This is a genomic window from Streptomyces sp. NRRL S-31, from assembly GCF_000718775.1.
Taxonomy (GTDB): Bacteria; Actinomycetota; Actinomycetes; order Streptomycetales; family Streptomycetaceae; genus Streptomyces.
Genome location: NZ_JOCB01000055.1, coordinates 1 through 16,853, shown reverse-complemented (window position 1 = coordinate 16,853; position 16,853 = coordinate 1). Strand labels below are relative to the sequence as shown.

At 72.8% G+C, this 16,853-nt stretch carries 17 protein-coding genes; 2 read left to right on the top strand and 15 right to left on the bottom strand.

From position 1 onward, the window contains the following. Nucleotides 1–43: 43 nt before the first annotated feature. The 5 genes from der to IF37_RS0121525 all read right to left on the bottom strand — a co-directional run bounded on the left by der (nucleotide 44) and on the right by IF37_RS0121525 (nucleotide 4,395). Nucleotides 44–1,525, bottom strand: coding sequence for a ribosome biogenesis GTPase Der (gene der, locus IF37_RS0121545; RefSeq protein WP_030744941.1), 1,482 nt, complete (start codon nucleotides 1,523–1,525; stop codon nucleotides 44–46). A 63-nt stretch (nucleotides 1,526–1,588) separates the two neighbouring features. Continuing rightward, entirely contained in the window at nucleotides 1,589–2,191 is a 603-nt protein-coding gene (locus IF37_RS0121540; protein ID WP_052845297.1) for a 1-acyl-sn-glycerol-3-phosphate acyltransferase, read from the bottom strand. Nucleotides 2,192–2,253: 62 nt separating this feature from the next. Next, nucleotides 2,254–2,949 (bottom strand): (d)CMP kinase, encoded by a 696-nt coding sequence (gene cmk, locus IF37_RS0121535; protein WP_030744937.1) that lies wholly within the window; start codon nucleotides 2,947–2,949, stop codon nucleotides 2,254–2,256. 124 nt (nucleotides 2,950–3,073) lie between these two features. Beyond that, entirely contained in the window at nucleotides 3,074–4,159 is a 1,086-nt protein-coding gene (locus IF37_RS0121530) for a prephenate dehydrogenase (RefSeq protein ID WP_030744935.1), read from the bottom strand. Continuing rightward, complete coding sequence (locus IF37_RS0121525; RefSeq protein WP_030744933.1) at nucleotides 4,156–4,395, bottom strand: hypothetical protein; 240 nt, start codon at nucleotides 4,393–4,395, stop codon at nucleotides 4,156–4,158. Before IF37_RS0121525 ends, IF37_RS0121530 begins: the two co-directional genes overlap by 4 nt. Before the next feature lie 146 nt (nucleotides 4,396–4,541). Here IF37_RS0121525 and IF37_RS0121520 point away from each other — a divergent pair, with 146 nt between their 5' ends. Together IF37_RS0121520 and IF37_RS0121515 are read left to right on the top strand one after the other, a co-directional pair. Beyond that, a complete protein-coding gene (locus tag IF37_RS0121520; RefSeq protein ID WP_030744931.1) occupies nucleotides 4,542–5,006 on the top strand; it encodes a Rieske (2Fe-2S) protein in 465 nt (154 codons plus the stop codon). 21 nt (nucleotides 5,007–5,027) lie between these two features. Beyond that, nucleotides 5,028–5,771, top strand: coding sequence for a nucleotidyltransferase domain-containing protein (locus IF37_RS0121515; RefSeq protein WP_030744928.1), 744 nt, complete (start codon nucleotides 5,028–5,030; stop codon nucleotides 5,769–5,771). Here the strand turns inward: IF37_RS0121515 and IF37_RS0121510 are convergent. The 10 genes from IF37_RS0121510 to IF37_RS0121465 form a co-directional block, all read right to left on the bottom strand. Then, the gene (locus tag IF37_RS0121510) at nucleotides 5,697–6,446 is read right to left on the bottom strand and encodes a nucleotidyltransferase domain-containing protein (RefSeq protein WP_030744926.1); all 750 of its coding nucleotides are present in this window, start codon (nucleotides 6,444–6,446) and stop codon (nucleotides 5,697–5,699) included. The genes IF37_RS0121515 and IF37_RS0121510 overlap by 75 nt on opposite strands. A gap of 4 nt (nucleotides 6,447–6,450) precedes the next feature. Further along, nucleotides 6,451–7,470 (bottom strand): ADP-ribosylglycohydrolase family protein, encoded by a 1,020-nt coding sequence (locus IF37_RS0121505; RefSeq protein WP_030744924.1) that lies wholly within the window; start codon nucleotides 7,468–7,470, stop codon nucleotides 6,451–6,453. 217 nt (nucleotides 7,471–7,687) lie between these two features. Next, complete coding sequence (locus IF37_RS0121500; RefSeq protein ID WP_030744922.1) at nucleotides 7,688–8,755, bottom strand: pseudouridine synthase; 1,068 nt, start codon at nucleotides 8,753–8,755, stop codon at nucleotides 7,688–7,690. Between the two features lie 13 nt (nucleotides 8,756–8,768). Further along, nucleotides 8,769–9,410: an SMC-Scp complex subunit ScpB gene (gene scpB / locus IF37_RS0121495; RefSeq protein ID WP_030744920.1), complete on the bottom strand. Its 642-nt coding sequence runs from the start codon at nucleotides 9,408–9,410 to the stop codon at nucleotides 8,769–8,771. Further along, a complete protein-coding gene (locus IF37_RS0121490) occupies nucleotides 9,407–10,399 on the bottom strand; it encodes a ScpA family protein (RefSeq protein ID WP_052845296.1) in 993 nt (330 codons plus the stop codon). The genes scpB and IF37_RS0121490 overlap by 4 nt, the downstream gene beginning before the upstream one ends. An 18-nt stretch (nucleotides 10,400–10,417) precedes the next feature. Beyond that, nucleotides 10,418–10,963 carry a hypothetical protein gene (locus IF37_RS0121485; RefSeq protein ID WP_063886402.1) on the bottom strand — a complete coding sequence of 182 codons (546 nt, stop codon included), beginning with the start codon at nucleotides 10,961–10,963 and terminating at the stop codon, nucleotides 10,418–10,420. After that, a complete protein-coding gene (locus IF37_RS0121480) occupies nucleotides 10,948–12,081 on the bottom strand; it encodes a ParA family protein (RefSeq protein WP_079165826.1) in 1,134 nt (377 codons plus the stop codon). Before IF37_RS0121480 ends, IF37_RS0121485 begins: the two co-directional genes overlap by 16 nt. 424 nt (nucleotides 12,082–12,505) lie before the next feature. Beyond that, nucleotides 12,506–13,630 carry an alanine dehydrogenase gene (gene ald / locus IF37_RS0121475; protein WP_030744911.1) on the bottom strand — a complete coding sequence of 375 codons (1,125 nt, stop codon included), beginning with the start codon at nucleotides 13,628–13,630 and terminating at the stop codon, nucleotides 12,506–12,508. A gap of 136 nt (nucleotides 13,631–13,766) precedes the next feature. Beyond that, nucleotides 13,767–15,842 (bottom strand): tetratricopeptide repeat protein, encoded by a 2,076-nt coding sequence (locus IF37_RS0121470; RefSeq protein WP_030744909.1) that lies wholly within the window; start codon nucleotides 15,840–15,842, stop codon nucleotides 13,767–13,769. Nucleotides 15,843–16,005: 163 nt separating this feature from the next. After that, nucleotides 16,006–16,632, bottom strand: a complete 627-nt coding sequence (locus IF37_RS0121465; protein ID WP_030744907.1) for an NUDIX hydrolase — start codon at nucleotides 16,630–16,632, stop codon at nucleotides 16,006–16,008. Between the last annotated feature and the right edge of the window lie 221 nt (nucleotides 16,633–16,853).

The following is a 16,853-nucleotide window of genomic DNA, read 5'->3' as shown; positions in this document are numbered from 1 at the left end:
CGGCCCCCGGTAGTCCGGGGGCCGCCCTGCGGTCGTGGTGCCGCTACTTCTTCTTGGCGCCGCGCTTCTCGCGCACCCGCACCGAGATGTGGATCGGGGTGCCCTCGAAGCCGAACTCCTCGCGCAGCCGGCGCTCGATGAAGCGCCGGTAGCCCGCCTCGATGAAGCCGGAGGCGAAGAGCACGAAGCGCGGGGGCTTGGTGCCCGCCTGGGTGCCGAACAGGATGCGCGGCTGCTTGCCGCCCCGGACCGGGTGCGGGTGGGCCGAGACCAGCTCGCCGAGGAAGGCGTTCAGCCGACCCGTCGGGACCCGGGTCTCCCAGCCGGCGAGAGCGGTCTCGATCGCCGGGACCAGCTTCTCCATGTGCCGGCCGGTGCGGGCCGAGACGTTGACCCGGGGTGCCCAGGCGACCTGGCCCAGCTCGGTCTCGATCTCCCGCTCGAGGTAGTAGCGGCGCTCCTCGTCGAGGGTGTCCCACTTGTTGAAGGCGAGGACGATCGCACGGCCCGCTTCCACGGCCATGGTGACGATGCGCTGGTCCTGGACCGAGATGTTCTCGGAGGCGTCGATCAGGATGACGGCCAGCTCGGCCTTCTCGACGGCGGCCGCGGTGCGCAGCGAGGCGTAGTAGTCGGCGCCCTGCTGGAGGTGGACGCGCTTGCGGATGCCCGCCGTGTCGACGAACTTCCAGGTCACGCCGCCCAGTTCGATCAGCTCGTCGACCGGGTCGCGGGTGGTGCCCGCCAGCTCGTTGACGACGACGCGCTCCTCGCCGGCCACCTTGTTCAGCAGCGAGGACTTGCCGACGTTCGGGCGGCCGATGAGCGCGATGCGGCGCGGGCCGCCGACGGCGGTGCCGAAGCTCTGCTCGGGCGCCTCCGGGAGCGCCTCCAGGACGGCGTCCAGCATGTCGCCGGTGCCGCGGCCGTGCAGCGCGGAGACCGGGTGCGGCTCGCCGAGGCCGAGGTTCCACAGGTAGGAGGCGTCGGCCTCGCCGCTCGGGCCGTCGACCTTGTTGGCGCACAGCACGACCGGCTTGCCGGCCTTGCGCAGCAGCCGTACGACGGCCTCGTCGGTGTCGGTGGCGCCGACCTTGGCGTCCACGACGAAGACGACCGCGTCGGCCGCCTCGATCGCGTACTCGGCCTGGGCGGCCACGGAGGCGTCGATGCCGAGGACGTCCTGCTCCCAGCCGCCGGTGTCGACGACCTTGAAGCGGCGGCCCGCCCATTCGGCCTCGTAGGTGACGCGGTCGCGGGTGACGCCGGGCTTGTCCTCCACGACGGCCTCGCGCCGGCCGATGATCCGGTTCACCAGGGTCGACTTGCCGACGTTCGGGCGGCCGACGACGGCGAGCACCGGAAGCGGGCCATGGCCCGCCGCCTCGATGGCGCCCTCGACGTCCTCGATGTCGAAGCCCTCGACCGCGGCGAGCTCCATGAACTCCGCGTACTCGGCGTCGCCGAGAGCCCCGTGGTCGTACTCGTGCTCAGCCGAGTCGCCGGGCTGGATCTGGTCGTTCATGAAGTGGGTACCTCGTCGTTCATTCGTGGTGATCGGTGGAGTCGCCGCGCGTGGGCTGATCCACTACTCAAGTGTCGCCCAGCGCCCGGTCAGGCGCCTGGCGTTTTCCAGATGGCCGGTGAGCTGCTTCCGGATGCGCTCGGTCGCCTCGTCCAGCGCCGCGCGGGTGCGCCGCCCGCTGCCGTCGCCCGCCTCGAAGGGGTCGCCGAAGACGACGTCGACGCGCGAGCGCAGCGGGGGCAGCGACTTGATCAGCCGCCCGGGCCGCTCGGCGCTGCCCAGCACCGCCACCGGCACGATCGGCGCCCCGCCGCGGACCGCGAAGTAGGCGAGCCCGGCGCGCAGCGAGGCGAAGTCGCCCTCGCCCCGGGTGCCCTCCGGGAAGATGCCCAGCACTCCCCCGGCCGCCAGCACGCCAAGGGCCTGGCCGATCGCGGTGCGGTCGGCCGCGGCACGGTCCACCTTGAGCTGGCCGATGCCGGTCAGGAAGGCGTCCAGCGGGCCGACGAAGGCTTCCCTCTTGATCAGGAAGTGCGTCGGCCGGGGCGAGACGCCCATCACCATCGGGCCGTCGATGTTGTGGGAGTGGTTCACGGCGAGGATCACCGGGCCGGTGGCCGGCACCTTCCAGGCACCGAGCACCCGCGGCTTCCACAGGCCGTACATCAGACCGACGCCGATGCGCCGGCCGGCCTCCGCGCCCCGCCGCGAGGGGACCGGCGGCTGGCTCACTTCCCGGCCCGCTTCTCCTCGACCAGGGTGACGACGCACTCGATGACCTGGGCGAGGGTGAGCTGGGTGGTGTCCACCTCGACCGCGTCGGCGGCCTTGGCGAGCGGCGAGGTCTTGCGGCTGGAGTCGGCCGCGTCCCGCTTGATCAGGGCCTCGCGGGTGGCCTGGACGTCGGCGCCCTTCAGCTCGCCGCTACGGCGGGCGGCACGGGCCTCCGGGGAGGCGGTGAGGAAGACCTTGAGGTCGGCGTCCGGCAGGACGGTCGTACCGATGTCCCGGCCCTCGACCACGATGCCGTGCTCGGCCTCGGCGGCCAGCGAACGCTGGAGCTCGGTGATCCGGGTGCGCACCTCGGGCACCGCGCTGACCGCGCTGACCTTGGAGGTGACCTCCTGGGTGCGGATCGGGCCGGCCACGTCCACGCCGTCGACCGTGATCGCCGGGGCGGCCGGGTCGGTGCCGGAGATGATCTCCGGCTTGCCGGCGACGGCGGCGACGGCGGTCGGGTCCTCCAGGTCGATGCCGTTGTTCACCATCCACCAGGTGATCGCCCGGTACTGGGCTCCGGTGTCCAGGTAGCTCAGGCCGAGCTGCGCGGCCACGGCCTTCGACGTGCTCGACTTGCCCGTGCCGGAGGGACCGTCGATCGCGACGATCACGGGCTTGGCGGTCGGGGCGGCGCCGTTTTCCACGGGGGGACACCTTCCTGGTGCGGTGTGGGTGGTCCGACAACGCGGCGTGGGGGTCCCCCCGGCCGGAGGCTGGGGGAGTGCCGTGCCGGGCGTCGCGGACCCGGGCTGATCCAAACGAAACCCCCTACTGCCGCAGCGCCCAGCCACGCTCCCGCAGCGCCTCCCGCAGACCCGCCGCCTCCTTCGGCTCGACCATGAGCTGCACCAGACCTGCCTGCTGTCCGGTGGCGTGCTCGATGCGCACGTCCTCGACGTTGACCCCGGCGCGGCCGGCGTCGGCGAAGATCCGGGCGAGCTGGCCGGGCTGGTCGTCGATGAGCACGACCACGGTCTCGTAGACCCGCGGGGCGGACCCGTGCTTGCCGGGTACCCGCACCTGGCCCGCGTTCCCCCGGCGCAGCACGTCCTGGATGCCCGCGGCGCCCACGCCCCGCTCGGCCTCGTCCGGGGACTGCAAGGCGCGCAGCGCCCGGACCGTCTCGTCCAGGTCGGCGGCGACGTCGGAGAGCAGGTCGGCGACCGGGCCCGGGTTCGCGGACAGGATGTCGATCCACATGCGCGGGTCGGAGGCGGCGATCCGGGTCACGTCCCGGATGCCCTGCCCGCACAGCCGTACGGCGGCCTCCTCGGCGTGCTCCAGGCGCGCGGCGACCATGCTGGAGACCAGGTGGGGCATGTGGGAGACGAGGGCGACGGCGCGGTCGTGGGCGTCGGCGTCCATGACGACCGGGACGGCCCGGCAGTGCGAGACCAGTTCCAGGGCGAGGTTCAGCACCTCGGTGTCGGTGTCCCGGGTCGGCGTGAGCACCCAGGGGCGGCCCTCGAAGAGGTCGCCGGTCGCGGCCAGCGGGCCGGACTTCTCCCGGCCGGACATCGGGTGCGTGCCGATGTACGCGGACAGGTCGAGGCCGAGCGCCTCCAGCTCCCGGCGGGGGCCGCCCTTGACGCTGGCGACGTCCAGGTAGCCGCGGGCCGCGCCCCGGCGCATCGCGTCGGCGAGCAGCCGGGCCACGTGGGCGGGCGGCGCGGCCACGATCGCCAGGTCGACCGGTCCGTCGGGCGCCTCGTCGGTGCCGGCGCCGAGCGCGGCGGCCGTGCGCGCCTGCTCGGGGTCGTGGTCGGCGAGGTGGACGGTGACGCCGCGCCGGGCGAGCGCGAGGGCGGCGGAGGTGCCGATCAGGCCGGTACCGATGACGAGGGCGGTTCTCACTGGGCGATGTCCTTGCGCGGGGTCGCGGCGGCGCCGGGGTGGATGCGGACGATGCGGGCGCGGGGTCCGCCCGGCTCGATGGGCGCGGCGGTCCGCACGCCCCGGGGCACGGCGCCCCGGACGTCCGGCCCGTTCCGGTCGGGGCCGGCGGTGCGCGGGCTCCCGCCCCGCTCCTCGGGGCGACCGGCCCCGTCCCGATCCCGTCGCACGGTCCCCGGGACCGCTCGTACCGCCACGGTGCTGCTCCTCGCTGACATGCGTGTCTGTTCTTGGTCCGTCCAGCGTAGTCAGCCCGCGCGGTACGAACGCGCGCCGCCCGCCCGCTGAGACGATGCGGAAGATCCGGTATTCACCGATTTGTACATCTGTACGGAGGTCCGACATGTCCGAGCCAGCGACACGGCGCACTCTCCTCGCCACGGGTGCCGGCGCGCTCGCCGTGGGATGCCTGGGGTGCGGAGGCAAGGACGGCGGCGACGCCGCGGCGCCGGTACCGCCCACGGCACCGGCGCCGAGCACGCCGTCGGCGTCCCTCGCCGCCGAGGCGGCGTCCCCGGCCGGGAAGGAGCTGGCCAGGACCAGCGAGATCCCGGTGGGCGGCGGCAAGGTCTTCAAGGAGCACAAGATCGTGGTCACCCAGCCGAAGAAGGGGGACTTCAAGGCGTTCTCGGCGATCTGCACCCACCAGGGCTGCACGGTCAACCGGGTGGCGGACGGCACCATCGACTGCCCCTGTCACGGCAGCAGGTTCCGCGTCGGCGACGGCTCGGTGGCCCACGGCCCCGCGACCCGGCCGCTGCCCAAGGAGTCGATCACGGTGCACGGCAATTCGATCCACCTGGGCTGAGTGGCCGCGTACGCTCCGGGAATGCAGCCGCAGGACCTCGTACGCGACCACACCGTCTACGCCTGCGTCATGGGCTCCCGAGCCTTCGGGCTGGCGACGGACGGCAGCGACACCGACCGACGCGGGGTGTTCCTCGCCCCCACCCCGCTGTACTGGCGGTTCGAGAAGCCGCCGACGCATGTGGAGGGGCCGGGCGAGGAGCGGTTCTCCTGGGAACTGGAACGGTTCTGCGAGCTGGCGCTGCGCGCCAATCCGAACATCCTGGAGTGCTTGCACTCCCCGCTGGTGGAGCACGTGGACGACACGGGCCGCGAACTGCTGTCCCTGCGCGGCGCCTTCCTGTCCCGGCGGGCGTACGACACCTTCACGGGCTACGCCCTCGGCCAGCGGCGGAAGCTCGACGCCGACGTCCGTACGACGGGCGCGCCGCGCTGGAAGCACGCGATGCACCTGCTGCGCCTGCTGATGTCCGCCCGGGACCTGCTGCGCACCGGTGAGCTGCGGATCGACGTCGGCGCGCGGCGCGAGCCGCTGCTGGCGGTGCGGCGCGGGGAGGTGCCGTGGGCCCGGGTGGAGGCGTGGACGGCCCGGCTGGCGGCCGAGGCCGAGGAGGCGCTGGGCGGCAGCCCGCTGCCGCCGGAGCCGGATCACGCGCGGGTGGCCGCCTTCCTGTACCGGGTGCGCCGGGCCTCAGCCCTCCAGGCGGAGCCGGACCACCAGGTCGTGCAGGGCGTCGTGGGCGCTGCCGGCGTCGGGCAGGACTGAGCCGGCCTGCGCCTCGTCGAGCGCGGTGTGCAGCCGTTCGACGTCGGCCGCCACCCGCGCGCGGTCGACGTCGGCGCCGCCGTGCTCCCGCTCGCGCTTGGCGGCGATCAGTTCGGGCAGGTAGCCGGGGCCGCCGAGCTGCTCCAGCAGCGTGGGCAGATGGGCCTGGACCTCACCGGTGCGCATCAGGTGGATGCCGGTGAGCAGCACCCGGAAGGTGTAGAGCAGCGGCTTGAGTTCGCCGGTCTTCTCGAACAGCCGCCACTGGGTCGCCGCGAACCCCCGGTAGTGGTGGGCGTGGTGGCTGGTGAGGACGGCGGGGGCCAGCGCGGTCAGCTCCCGGTGCGCCTCGGAGGTGTGCACGACGAGCGGCGAGAGCAGTTGCTCCAGCACATAGCCGTTGCGGCGGAGCATCAGCCGGGCGAACTTGCGCACGTCATGGGTGACGAGGTCCAGCTCGACGCCGTAGCGGACCCAGGTCCGCGAGCGGGTCTCCTCCGGCTCCCGGAGTCCGACGAGGTCGGCGGCGGGCAGCAGGTGGACGCCCCGCAGATCCACGTCGGAGTCCTCGGAGGGGAAGCCGTACAGGTGGGCTCCGGAGACGATGGCGAACAGCAGCGGGTCGGGCTGTTCCGCGACCACCGGGGCCAGGTCTATGTCGAGGTCGTCGATCATGGGTCTAAGCGTCCCAGAGGGCTCCCAGGGCCAACAGGTCGCCTCGGTACTCGATCCGGTCCGTCCAGTCGGCGGGCCAGGCGTCCGCGCCCAGCCAGGCGCCCGCGAAGGCACCGGCGAGGCAGGCGAGGGAGTCGGAGTCGCCCGCGGTGCAGGCGGCCCGGCGCAGGGCGGTGACGGGCTCCTCGGGGAAGAGCAGGAAGCACAGCAGCCCGGTGGCGAGGGCCTCCTCGGCGATCCAGCCCTCGCCGGTCGCGAGGCAGGGGTCGGTTTCCGGGGAGACGGTGCGCACGGCGTCCCGGAGCCGGCCGAGGACCGCCAGGCACTCGTCCCAGCCGCGCGCGATGAAGTGCTCGGGGCTCGGGTCCTGGGACCGGGTCCACAGGTCGCCCAGCCAGGTGTGGTCGTAGTGGGTGCGGTGGTCCAGGGCGTAGGACCGCAGCCGCCCGACGAGTCCGGCCGGGTCGGTGCCCCGGGCGAGCAGGTGGACGGCGTGGGCGGTCAGGTCGGAGGCGGCCAGCGCGGTGGGGTGGCCGTGGGTGAGCGCGGCCTGCAACTGGGCGGCGCCGGCGCGCTGTTCGTCGTTCAGGCCGGGGACGAGTCCGACCGGGGCGACGCGCATGTTGGCGCCGCAGCCCTTGGAGCCGACCTGGCTGGCGTCCTGCCAGGGCCGCCCGTCCTCCAGGAGCAGGTCGCACGCCGTCAGGCAGGTGTTGCCCGGGGCGCGGTCGTTCTCCGGCGACCGGTACCAGTCCGTGAACTCCTCGCGCAACGGCCCTTCCAGCAGTCGCGGTTCGAGGGGCCCGCGCTGCCCGGCCGTGCGGAGCGCGCGTCCCACGGCGAGGGTCATCTGCGTGTCGTCGGAGACCCGGGCGTGCCGTGGCAGCTCCAGCTGCCGCCAGGGTCCGAACATCGACAGGATCAGCGGCTCGGTCTTGAACTCGGTCGGGTAGCCGAGGGCGTCCCCGAGGGCGAGGCCGAGAAGTGCGCCGGTTGCGGCTCGTGCGGACACGCGGTTCACCATCCCCTTTATCGTCATCCTGACAGTAAAGGGGATGGTGATCACCCGCAAGGGGCGGTTAGGGTCTTTCGTTCGGATCAGGCCGGATCAGGGAGCGGGGTCTGGTGCCGTGCATCGCAAGGCGGAGGAGGGCGCCGTGGCGGAGCCATGGCAACCGACGACAACGCGGCGAGGCGCGGTGCCGGACCCCGCGAGCCCGGCATGATCCAAACGAGAGGCCCTAGAGGTCGACTTCCTTCATCAGCATGCCGACCTCGGTGTTCGACAGCCGGCGCAGCCAGCCCGACTTCTGGTCGCCGAGGGTGATCGGCCCGAAGGAGGTGCGCACCAGCTTCTCGACCGGGAAGCCGGCCTCGGCCAGCATGCGGCGCACGATGTGCTTGCGGCCCTCGTGCAGGGTCACCTCGACCAGGTAGTTCTTGCCCGTCTGCTCGACCACCCGGAAGTGGTCCGCGCGCGCGTAACCGTCCTCCAGCTGGATGCCGTCCTTCAGGCGCTTGCCGAGGTCGCGCGGGATCGGACCCACGATGGCGGCGAGGTAGGTCTTCTTCACGCCGTACTTGGGGTGCGTGAGGCGGTGCGCCAGCTCTCCGTGGTTGGTGAGCAGGATGACGCCCTCGGTCTCGGTGTCGAGCCGGCCCACGTGGAAGAGCCGGGTCTCGCGGTTGGTGACGTAGTCACCGAGGCACTGCCGGCCCTCCGGGTCCTCCATGGTGGACACCACGCCCGCGGGCTTGTTCAGCGAGAAGAACTGGTACGACTGGGTCGCGACCGTCAGACCGTCGACCTTGACCTCGTCCTTCTCGGGGTCGACCCGCTTGCCCTGCTCGGTGACGATCTCGCCGTTCACCTCGACCCGGGCCTGCTCGATCAGTTCCTCGCAGGCCCGCCGGGAGCCGTAGCCCGCGCGCGCGAGGACCTTCTGGAGCCGCTCGCCCTCCTGCTCGGCGCCCGGGAAGGTCTTCGGGAGCTTCACGTCCTTCTTGCCGGCGTACCGCTCCCGGTTGCGCTCCTCGACCCGCGTCTCGTACTCCCGCGAGCGCGAAGGGGCCGTACGGCCGTCCTGCTGGGGCCGCTTCGGGCCGCCCTTGGCGCCACCGCGGGCGGAGCCGCCGCGGCCCGACTTGGGGCCGTCCTTGGAGGCGCCGGGGCCCACGTCGTAGCGGCGCTCCTCCGGGCGGGGCTTGCGGGGACGGCCCTGCCCCTGCCGCTCGTCCCGGTCGTTGCCGGCGCCGCGGTGATTACCGCGTCCGCTGTTCCTGCCGCTGCCGCTGCCGCTGCTTCGCATCAAGGTTTCCGTCTTAGTCGTCTGCGTCCTGACCGCCGGGCGCGTCGGGCGCGTCCGGGTCGAACGACGGGACCCCCTCCTGGGTCTCGGCCTCGATCGCCTCCGCCTCGGGGAGGAAGGGCGCGAGCTCCGGGAGCTCGTCCAGGCCGCGCAGGCCCATCCGCTCCAGGAAGTAGTTCGTCGTCCTGTACAGGATCGCACCTGTTTCGGGTTCCGTGCCCGCCTCCTCGACCAGACCGCGCTGGAGCAGGGTGCGCATCACGCCGTCGCAGTTCACCCCGCGCACGGCGGAGACCCGGCTGCGGCTGACCGGCTGGCGGTAGGCGACGACCGCGAGGGTCTCCAGCGCCGCCTGCGTGAGCCGGGCGGTCTGGCCGTCCAGGACCAGCCGCTCGACCGCGGGGGCGTAGGCGGCACGGGTGTAGAAGCGCCAGCCGCCGGCGACGAACCGCAGCTCGAAACCGCGGCCCTGCGCCGAGTACTCGTCGGCCAGCTCGCGCAGGGCGTCCGCGACCTGCCGCGCGGGCCGTTCCAGGATCTTCGCCAGGTGCTCCTCGGTCGCGGGCTCGTCCACGACCATGAGCACCGCCTCCAGGGCGGGCTTGAGGTCCAGTCCGGCCACGGGCCCCGCCGGGGCCCCGGTGGTCTCGCTCACGGCTTGCCGTCCTCCTCGGGCCGCTTCGGCGGCCGGTCGAACTCCTCTGTGACCATCGGCGCCGCGTCCGTGTCCCCGCCCGTCCAGCGCACGGTCAGCTCGCCGAGCGCGGTCTCCTGGTCCAGCGCGACGGCCTTCTCCCGGTACAGCTCCAGCAGGGCGAGGAACCGGGCCACCACGGTGAGCGTGTCACCGGCGTCCTCGACCAGCACCCGGAAGCCGGCCTCGCCCAGCTCGCGCAGCCGCGCCACCACGATCCCCGCCTGCTCCCGCACACTGACCAGCGGGGCGTGGATGTGGTCGACGTAGACGCGCGGCTCGGGCCGGGGCTGCATCGCCTTGACCGCGAGCCTGGCGAAGCCCTCGGGGCCGATGCTGATGACGACCTCGGGCAGCAGCTCGGCGTGGTGCGGTTCGAGGCCGACGGTACGCGGACGACGGCGGACCTCGTCGTCCAGGCGCTCGTCGAAGATGTCGGCGATCCGCTTGTAGGCGCGGTACTGGAGCAGCCGCGCGAACAGCAGGTCCCGGGCCTCCAGCAGCGCGAGGTCGGCCTCGTCCTCCACCTCGGCGGCGGGCAGCAGCCGGGCGGCCTTGAGGTCGAGCAGGGTGGCCGCGACGACCAGGAACTCCGTGGTCTGGTCCAGGTCCCAGTCGGGTCCCATGGCCCGGATGTGCGCCATGAACTCGTCGGTGACCTTCGACAGGGCGACCTCGGTGACGTCCAGCCGGTGCTTGGAGATCAGCTGGAGGAGCAGGTCGAACGGCCCCTCGAAGTTGGCGAGGCGGACCTTGAAGACCCCGTCGGCGCCGGACTCGCCCTCGCCGTGGGCGGGTGCCGCCCGGGTGGGTTCCGGCTCCGCGAAGTCCACGGGCTCGGCGAAGTCCACGGGCTCGGCGGCCGGTGCGGCCCCGGGGCCCCTTCCCGGCGCACGCCGGCGACCGGCGGTCGCGCCGGGGGCGGGGACAGGGGCTCCGTTCGAGGTCATAGCCCCCGCAGGCTACCGCTACCGCCCGCGCAGCCGTCGTACGAGGATGCTCGCGTCCCCGCGGGACTCCAGATCGGCCAGGACCACGGCCACCGCCTCGCGGACGATCCGCCCGCGGTCCACCGCCAGGCCGTGCTCGCCGCGGAGCACCAGCCGCGCGTGCTCCAGGTCCATCAGTTCCTCGGCCGACACATAGACGGTGATCTTCTCGTCGTGCCGTTCACGCCCGCTGGGCCGCCGCGCCGCCGCCCGCCCTCGTTTGCGCGGCTGTGCGGCGGCACCGTCCGGCGCCTCCTGCCGGCGGGCCGGACGGACGCGGGACTCGCCGGCCTCGGCCGGCTCGGCCTCCGCCGCCTCGTGCTCCGCGCCCTCGCCGTCACCCGCCCGGACGGGCACCGACGGCGGCATGTCCTCGGCGGCGGCCGTCTCGTCGCTCTCCCCGGCGGGAGCCGGCACCCGGGTCTCCCCGCCCGCCGCGCGCCGGGGAGTCGACGGCTGGAGCGCCGTGCCTCCTGTCGTACGGAAGAGTTCGTCGGCTCCGGGCAGACTCACTCGGCGTGACACCGGGCGAGCACCTCCCTGGCGAGCTGGCGGTAGGCGGCGGCACCGACGGAGTTGGAGGCGTACGTGGTGATCGGCTCGCCGGCGACCGTGGTCTCCGGGAAGCGGACCGTGCGGCCGATGACGGTGTGGTAGACGTGGTCGTCGAACGCCTCGACCACGCGGGCCAGCACCTCACGGCTGTGCACCGTGCGCGAGTCGTACATCGTGGCGAGGATGCCGTCCAGCTCCAGCTCGGGGTTGAGCCGCTCCTGGACCTTCTCGATGGTCTCGGTCAGCAGGGCCACACCGCGCAGGGCGAAGAACTCGCACTCCAGCGGCACGATCACCTTGTGCGCCGCCGTCAGCGCGTTCACGGTGAGCAGGCCCAGCGAGGGCTGGCAGTCGATCACGATGTAGTCGTAGTCGGGCAGCAGCGGCTTCAGGGCGCGCTGGAGCGTCGACTCGCGCGCGACCTCGGAGACCAGCTGGACCTCGGCGGCCGACAGGTCGATGTTGGAGGGCAGCAGGTCCATGTTGGGGACCGCCGTCTTGAGCAGCACCTCGTCCGCGGACATGCCCCGCTCCATGAGCAGGTTGTAGACGGTGAGGTCCAGCTCCATCGGGTTGACGCCGAGACCGACCGACAGCGCGCCCTGCGGGTCGAAGTCCACGAGCAGCACGCGCCGGCCGTACTCCGCGAGCGCGGCACCCAGGTTGATGGTCGACGTCGTCTTGCCGACGCCGCCCTTCTGGTTGCACATCGCGATGATCTTCGCGGGGCCGTGGTCGGTCAGCGGGCCCGGGATCGGGAAGTACGGCAGCGGGCGCCCGGTCGGGCCGACGCGCTCACGGCGCTGACGGGCCGCGTCGGGCGCGAGCGTGGCCGCGTACTCCGGATCGGGCTCGTACTCGGCGTCGGGGTCGTAGAAGTGCCCCTCGGGCAGTTCGTCGTAGTCGGCGAAGTGGTTGCGGGGCGTGCCACTTCCGTCGCCGGCCATGGCGTTCACGTGATGGCCATCCATGCTCTGGTGTGCTGTCCGGGCCGCCTGCGGACCGGAACTCTGGTGGGCTGCGAAGGTACTCACAGCTACGGAGCCGACAGCCTCGAATCCCGCGGGACCCTGGCCCCGGACCGGCATTCCTGGTTGACCACCCCCGGGAGAAAATGTCGACTCATTCACAAGTCGTCTTACCTCCTTGGTGACCAGGAAACTTCTAGACAAGGTCAGCGTGGCACCATGCCGACGGTTGGCGACTCTATGGCGTGTCGGCGGTCCGCAGCAACACAATCCGCCGGACCCGGCAGGATGTGTCGGCAATGAAACATCTCGCTGTCAAGGGCGTACGGCCGTCGCACAGCAGGTTTCACCGGTGTGCGAATCGGTCGAAGAGTTACGTTCGAGGCGAGTTGGCCGAGAGCCGCAAAGTGACCATACACACATCCGGCCGGACCTTGTCGGGCAAGGTCCGGCCGGGTGTGTGGTGTTGACGGCGTGTGTTGACGAATCGCCTTTTCCCCAGGGGTGACCCGGCCGCTCACCAGGTCACGGAGTCGGTCGCCCGTCAGCCGAGCAGGGACTCCAGCTCGACGTGGTCCAGCCCGTGGGCCTCGGCGACCTCCTTGTAAACGACCTTGCCGTCATGGGTGTTGAGACCCTTGGCGAGCGCGGCGTCACGGCGCAGCGCCTCCACCCAGCCGTTGTTGGCGAGCGAGACGATGTACGGCAGCGTGGCGTTGGTGAGGGCGTTGGTGGAGGTGTTGGGCACCGCGCCGGGCATGTTGGCGACGCAGTAGAAGACCGAGTTGTGCACCCGGAAGGTCGGCTCGGCGTGCGTCGTCGGGTGGGAGTCCTCGAAGCAGCCGCCCTGGTCGATCGCGATGTCGACAAGGACACTTCCCGGCTTCATGCGGGCCACCAGCTCGTTGGTGACCAGCTTCGGGGCCTTGGCGCCCGGGATGAGGACCGCGCCGATGACGAGGTCGGCGTCGAGGACGGCCTTCTCCAGCTCGAAGGAGTTGGACATGATCGCCTTGACCTTCGTGCCGAAGATCCGGTCGGCCTCGCGCAGCTTGTTGATGTCGCGGTCGAGCAGCGTCACCTCGAAGCCCATGCCGACGGCGACCTGGGTGGCGTTCCAGCCGGAGACACCGCCGCCGATCACCACGGCCTTGGCCGGGGTCACGCCCGGAACACCGCCCGGCAGCACGCCACGGCCACCGGCCGCGCGCATCAGGTGGTAGGCGCCGACCTGCGGGGCCAGCCGGCCCGCGACCTCGGACATCGGGGCGAGCAGCGGCAGGGCGCGGTTCGGCAGCTCGACGGTCTCGTACGCGATCGCCGTGGTACCCGACTCCAGCAGCGCGTCCGTGCACTCCTTGGAGGCGGCCAGGTGCAGGTAGGTGAAGAGGATCTGGTCCTTGCGGAGGCGGTGGTACTCCTCCGCGATGGGCTCCTTGACCTTCAGCAGCAGGTCGGCGGCGGCCCACACCTCGTCGGCGGTGTCGAGCAGGGTGCCACCGGCCGAGACGTACTCCTCGTCCGTGATCGAGGAGCCGAGGCCGGCGCCCCGCTCGATGACGACCTGGTGGCCGTTGCGCACCAGCTCGTGCACGCCGGCGGGGGTGATGGCCACCCGGAACTCGTTGTTCTTGACCTCGCGGGGGATGCCGACCTTCACGTCGATCACGGTCCTTGGCTCAGAGGGTATGGGGGTGCATTAGAGACGTACCCAGACATGCGGTGGCATACCGGGAGACACCGCAGAGAACGTGCGGCAGAGCCAGTCTAATGAAGGTGTTCCGCCTGTCTAGCCTTCCATTGCATCAATCTTCACTGGATGCAGTACGGATTTCGCAGGCATCCAGGCCCTGATCGGGGCCTTCCTGGTCCTCCGGCGGCTCCTCCCCCAGCATGCGCTCCGCCGCCGCGCGGTGCAGGCGGGCCGCCGCCGGGTCGCCGAGGCGGTCCAAGGTGTCCGCCAGCCGCAGCTGGAGCGCGGCCTGGAGCCGGGCGTCCTCCGCGCGCCGGGCCCACTCCACCGCCTCCTGGCAGGTGCGCAGCGATTCCTCCGGCCGGCCCGCGTACTCCTGGACCCGGGCGATCTCGCTCAACGCCCGGGCGCTGGCGGCGACATCGCCGCCGCGGCGGTAGCCGGACAGGGCGGCCCGCCAGTTCCTCAGCGCCTCGCCGTAGCGGCCGGCGTAGGTGTGGGCGGTGGCGATCCGGCCGTACAACCGGGCGGCCTCCAAACCCTCCCCGCGGGCCAGCCGCTCGGCCAGGGCCCGACCGAACCAGTCGGCGGCCCGGTCGTGGTCCGCCAGCTCCTGGTAGGCGCCGCCTACGGATTCCATCGCGCGGCCGGTCGCGTACGGGTCGTTCGCCTCGCGTCCGGCGTCCAGGGCGGCCCGGTAACGGGCCAGCGCCTCCCGGGTGCGGCCGGTCTGCGCGTCCAGATCGCCCAGGTTCAGCAGGGCCGCGGCCTTCTCCCGGGGCAGCCCGCGCCGCTCGGCGACGTCCAGGACGAGCCGGTGCACGCCGTACAGGTCGGCTGCGGCGGCCTGCGTGCCGACATGCGCCGCCAGCGCCCTGACCAGCTGGGACATCAGCCGGCGGGCGAGGGTGTCCAGCTCGCCGTCGGCCACCGCGAGACGCACCGACGCCAGCAGGGCGGGACGCCGGATGCGCAGCCACTCGGCGGCGGCCCGCGGGGTCGGGAAGCGCAGCGCCCGGGGCATGCCGTTGAGCTTCTCCCGGAACTGCGGGCTGTCCGTCTCGGTGATCGCCCGGCAGGACTGGAGCAGCCGTACCGTCCGCTCCAGCATCCGGGCCCGGGCCAGCTGGAGCTCGGCGGGCCGCTCCTGGCTCCCGGCCAGGGCACGCAGCAGCGGGTGCAGGCAGCCGGGAACCTCGTACTGCGGCAGCGGGGAGGCCACCGCGCGCAGCAGGCCGAGACCGACCAGGTCGTCCAGGGTGGCGCGGGCGGCGTCGACCGAGCAGCCGGCCAGGGCGGAGGCGGTGTGCGGGTCGGCCAGACCGGCCGGGGCGAGGGAGAGCAGCCGCAGCATCCGGGCGGCCGGGCCGGGCAGCTGGTCGTAGACGAGCCGGAAGACACGGGACAGCGGGCCGCCGTCCGTACCGTCCGCGCCGTCCTCGGTGTACGCGTGCAGCCGCTTGGCGAGGTCGGAGACGGACGCCTGGGGGCGGGCGGCGAGCCAGCCGCCGGCCAGCACCAGCGCGGCCGGATGCCCCTGGCAGGACTCCACCAGGCTCTCCGCGGAGCACGGGTCGACGGTGACGCGGACCGCGCCGGTGTAACCGGTGAGCAGTTCCACCGCGGACTTGGTGTCCAGGCCGCCGAGCGTGCAGGGGCGGACGTCCGCGATCCCGGTGAGCGGGCCCTTGGACACGGCCACCACCAGGCAGTCCGGGGCGTCCGGGAGGAGCGCGTCGACCTGTTCGGCGCCGGCCGCGTCGTCCAGCAGGAGCAGCATCCGCCGGTCGGCCAGGGCCGCGCGCAGGGCGGCGGCGAGGTCGTCCTCGGCGGCTCCGGCGGGGGCGGGCAGCTCCAGCGCGCCGAGCAGCTCGCGGGCCACCTGCTCGACGGGTACCGGGGTGCCGTCGGGCTCGCTCAGCCGGGCCCGCAGCACGCCGTCCGGGTACCGGCCGGCCACCCGCCGGACGAGTTCGCGGGCGAGGGCGGTGCGGCCGGAGCCGGGACGGCCCGCGACGAGGAGCACGCGCGCGCGGGGCGCCTTGCGGCCGGAGAGGGTGTCCAGGCCCGCGCGCTCGATGTCCGCGCGCAGCTCCTTCAACTCCCGTGTACGGCCCAGGAAACGGTCCTCCGCGACCGGATGCGCGGACAGCTCCGCACCCTCTTGGTCCACCGCCTGATCCGTCACGGGCCACACTCCCGTCCCACCGCACGCGCAAGCCCGCCGGTGTCTTCCGATACGGGCGTGTCAGAGCCTAGTTCACGCTCGGCGACGTGCCCGGAGGAGCGCGGCGGACGGATCGCCCGATCGGATCAGGCGATCGTCACACCGGTACGCCGGACGAGTGCGGTCAGTTCGCGAAGGGACGCGCGGGCCAGGGCGCGTCGGCCGGGCGCAGCGCGTCCAGTCCGTCCCCGCCGCGGGCCGCCACCAGCGCGAGGACCCCGACGACCAGGCAGTTGTTGTGCACGTCACCGGCGAGGATCCGGCGCACCAGCTCGTCGACCGGCACGCGCGCGTGCTCCATGTCGGTCTCCTCGTGCTCCGCCACGAAGCGCTCGCCCTCGGCCTCGGACAGCTGCCGGGCGAGGAAGATCCGTACGGCCTCGTCGCAGCCGCCGGGCGTGGTGTACACGTCGGTCAGCACCCGCCAGTCCTCGGCCTTGACGTGCGCCTCCTCGTACAGCTCCCGCTGGGCCGCGTGCAGCGGGTTCTCGCCCGGCACGTCGAGCAGCCCGGCCGGGATCTCCCACAGCTTGTGCCGCACCGGGTGCCGGTACTGGTTGATCAGCAGGACCCGGTCCTCCTCGTCCAGGGCGAGGACGGCGACCGAACCCGGGTGCACCTGGTAGTCACGGCGGACCACCGAGCCGTCGGGCATGACCACGTCGTCCGTGCGGACCGAGGTCTTGTTGCCCGTGAACGGGGTCTCCGTCGCCCGGATCTCCCACTCCGCCGGGGTGTCCTTGATCGTCATGCCCTGTCCTTCCACGTCCGCGCGCAAGACCGGCCGCATACGGCGACCGGGGTGCCCACCGTCGAAGGCGCGCACCCCGGCCACCGTACAAGCCGGTGTGTTACTGCGAGATCTTCCGCTCCACCGCGGCCTTCACCAGTCCGGCGAAGAGGGGGTTGGCGCGGGTCGGCCGCGAGCGCAGCTCGGGGTGGGCCTGGGTGGCGACGAGGTAGGGGTGGACG

What these genes read in the sequence shown, in the direction of transcription:
- der (WP_030744941.1), bottom strand. Translation starts at nt 1,525, where the DNA reads ATGAACGACCAGATCCAGCCCGGCGACTCGGCTGAGCACGAGTACGAC.
- IF37_RS0121540 (WP_052845297.1), bottom strand. Translation starts at nt 2,191, where the DNA reads ATGTACGGCCTGTGGAAGCCGCGGGTGCTCGGTGCCTGGAAGGTGCCG.
- IF37_RS0121520 (WP_030744931.1), top strand. Translation starts at nt 4,542, where the DNA reads ATGTCCGAGCCAGCGACACGGCGCACTCTCCTCGCCACGGGTGCCGGC.
- IF37_RS0121515 (WP_030744928.1), top strand. Translation starts at nt 5,028, where the DNA reads ATGCAGCCGCAGGACCTCGTACGCGACCACACCGTCTACGCCTGCGTC.
- IF37_RS0121510 (WP_030744926.1), bottom strand. Translation starts at nt 6,446, where the DNA reads ATGATCGACGACCTCGACATAGACCTGGCCCCGGTGGTCGCGGAACAG.
- IF37_RS0121505 (WP_030744924.1), bottom strand. Translation starts at nt 7,470, where the DNA reads ATGGTGAACCGCGTGTCCGCACGAGCCGCAACCGGCGCACTTCTCGGC.
- IF37_RS0121500 (WP_030744922.1), bottom strand. Translation starts at nt 8,755, where the DNA reads ATGCGAAGCAGCGGCAGCGGCAGCGGCAGGAACAGCGGACGCGGTAAT.
- IF37_RS0121490 (WP_052845296.1), bottom strand. Translation starts at nt 10,399, where the DNA reads ATGACCTCGAACGGAGCCCCTGTCCCCGCCCCCGGCGCGACCGCCGGT.
- IF37_RS0121480 (WP_079165826.1), bottom strand. Translation starts at nt 12,081, where the DNA reads ATGCCGGTCCGGGGCCAGGGTCCCGCGGGATTCGAGGCTGTCGGCTCC.
- IF37_RS0121465 (WP_030744907.1), bottom strand. Translation starts at nt 16,632, where the DNA reads ATGACGATCAAGGACACCCCGGCGGAGTGGGAGATCCGGGCGACGGAG.